This window comes from Mesorhizobium sp. B2-4-1, assembly GCF_006442185.1.
GTDB lineage: Bacteria > Pseudomonadota > Alphaproteobacteria > Rhizobiales > Rhizobiaceae > Mesorhizobium.
In genome coordinates this window covers 1-2,500 of record NZ_VFVN01000025.1, presented here as the reverse complement: position 1 = coordinate 2,500, position 2,500 = coordinate 1, and the positions used below count along the sequence as shown (strand labels likewise).

General features: G+C 55.1%; 2 rRNA genes (1 of these 2 cut by a window edge). Both read left to right on the top strand.

Features of this window, described 5'->3' with window-relative positions:
* Window positions 1-1,958 (top strand): 23S ribosomal RNA (locus FJ949_RS30115); it begins 853 nt to the left of the window's first position.
* A 272-nt stretch (window positions 1,959-2,230) separates the two neighbouring features.
* Window positions 2,231-2,345, top strand: a 5S ribosomal RNA gene (gene rrf / locus FJ949_RS30110).
* Window positions 2,346-2,500: the final 155 nt, after the last annotated feature.

Sequence of the window (2,500 nt, the reverse complement as noted above, 5' to 3'; positions counted from 1 at the left end):
TAGCTGGTTCTCCGCGAAATCTATTTAGGTAGAGCGTCGACCGAATACCCCAGGGGGTAGAGCACTGGATGGGCTAGGGGTCCTCACCGGATTACCAAACCTAACCAAACTCCGAATACCTGGGAGTACTAGTCGGCAGACACACGGCGGGTGCTAACGTCCGTCGTGAAAAGGGAAACAACCCTGACCTACAGCTAAGGTCCCCAAGTTATGGCTAAGTGGGAAAGGATGTGAGGATCCCAAAACAACCAGGATGTTGGCTTAGAAGCAGCCATCATTTAAAGAAAGCGTAACAGCTCACTGGTCTAAATAAGGGTCTTTGCGCCGAAAATGTACCGGGGCTAAAGCCATACACCGAAGCTTAGGGTTCGTGAGCAATCACGAGCGGTAGCGGAGCGTTCTGTAAGCTGATGAAGCCATACCCGTGAGGGGTGGTGGAGGTATCAGAAGTGCGAATGCTGACATGAGTAACGTAAGGGGAGTGAGAGACTCCCCCGCCGAAAGACCAAGGGTTCCTGCTTAAAGCTAATCTGAGCAGGGTTAGCCGGCCCCTAAGACGAGGCGGAAACGCGTAGTCGATGGGAACCACGTTAATATTCGTGGGCCTGGAGGTAGTGACGGATCACACAAGTTGTCCAATCTTATCGGATTGAACGGGCAGCGGAGTGGTTCCAGGAAATAGCTCCTCCTTATAGACCGTACCCGAAACCGACACTGGTGGTCTGGTAGAGTATACCAAGGCGCTTGAGAGAACTATGCTGAAGGAACTCGGCAAATTGCACGCGTAACTTCGGAAGAAGCGTGACCCTTTTCTGCGCAAGCAGAGGAGGGTGGCACAGACCAGGGGGTAGCGACTGTTTATCAAAAACACAGGGCTCTGCGAAGCCGCAAGGCGACGTATAGGGTCTGACGCCTGCCCGGTGCTGGAAGGTTAAGAGGAGGGGTGCAAGCTCTGAATCGAAGCCCCAGTAAACGGCGGCCGTAACTATAACGGTCCTAAGGTAGCGAAATTCCTTGTCGGGTAAGTTCCGACCTGCACGAATGGCGTAACGACTTCCCCGCTGTCTCCAGCATAGACTCAGTGAAATTGAATTCCCCGTGAAGATGCGGGGTTCCTGCGGTTAGACGGAAAGACCCCGTGCACCTTTACTATAGCTTTACATTGGCATTCGTAGTGGCATGTGTAGGATAGGTGGTAGGCTTTGAAACCTGGGCGCCAGCTCAGGTGGAGCCACCCTTGAAATACCACCCTTATCACTATGGATGTCTAACCGCGGCCCGTTATCCGGGTCCGGGACAATGTATGGTGGGTAGTTTGACTGGGGCGGTCGCCTCCTAAAGAGTAACGGAGGCGCGCGATGGTGGGCTCAGAACGGTCGGAAATCGTTCGCTGAGTGCAATGGCATAAGCCTGCCTGACTGCGAGACTGACAAGTCGAGCAGAGACGAAAGTCGGTCATAGTGATCCGGTGGTCCCGCGTGGAAGGGCCATCGCTCAACGGATAAAAGGTACGCCGGGGATAACAGGCTGATGACCCCCAAGAGTCCATATCGACGGGGTTGTTTGGCACCTCGATGTCGACTCATCGCATCCTGGGGCTGGAGCAGGTCCCAAGGGTATGGCTGTTCGCCATTTAAAGCGGTACGTGAGTTGGGTTCAGAACGTCGTGAGACAGTTCGGTCCCTATCTGCCGTGGGTGTAGGAATATTGAAAGGATCTGTCCCTAGTACGAGAGGACCGGGATGGACGGATCTCTGGTGGACCTGTTGTGGCGCCAGCCGCATAGCAGGGTAGCTATATCCGGACGGGATAACCGCTGAAGGCATCTAAGCGGGAAACCCACCTTAAAACGAGTATTCCCTGAGAACCGTGGAAGACGACCACGTTGATAGGCCGGGTGTGGAAGAGCGGCAACGCTTGAAGCTTACCGGTACTAATAGTTCGATCGGCTTGATCGTTCTCATTCCTTATGCCCATCGTGAAACACGATGGTCTGGCCAGCGCTCACGCATGAGCGGCCCTTACGGGCCTATGCTCCGCGAGGGCGCCGGACGACCGGCGACGCGCAGTCGCGCTTGCGGGCTTCGCCCGAAAGCAAACTGTGGATGTCGCTCAGGCACAAAAAGACAGGTGAAGAGCAACGAGCCAATAGTGAATAGGCATCCCCTATTCACTATTGCCTTCTGCCCAATCCCTAACCCAGCTTCTCGAATAACGTGCGTTTTGCCGACCTGGTGGTTATGGCGGAGCGGCTGCACCCGATCCCATTCCGAACTCGGCCGTGAAACGCTCCAGCGCTGATGGTACTTCGTCTCAAGACGCGGGAGAGTAGGTCGCTGCCAGGTCTGCCAAACGCACGTTAAACTCACATCCAATCGGATGGATGTGAAATCTTCTCTTCACGAACAGGCCCGCCAACGGGACAACGGGCCGCGTAAGCGGCCCTTTCAATTTGGCGGCGCGAAGCAGGCAATCGCCCGCTTCCAAACATCGAAGCAGA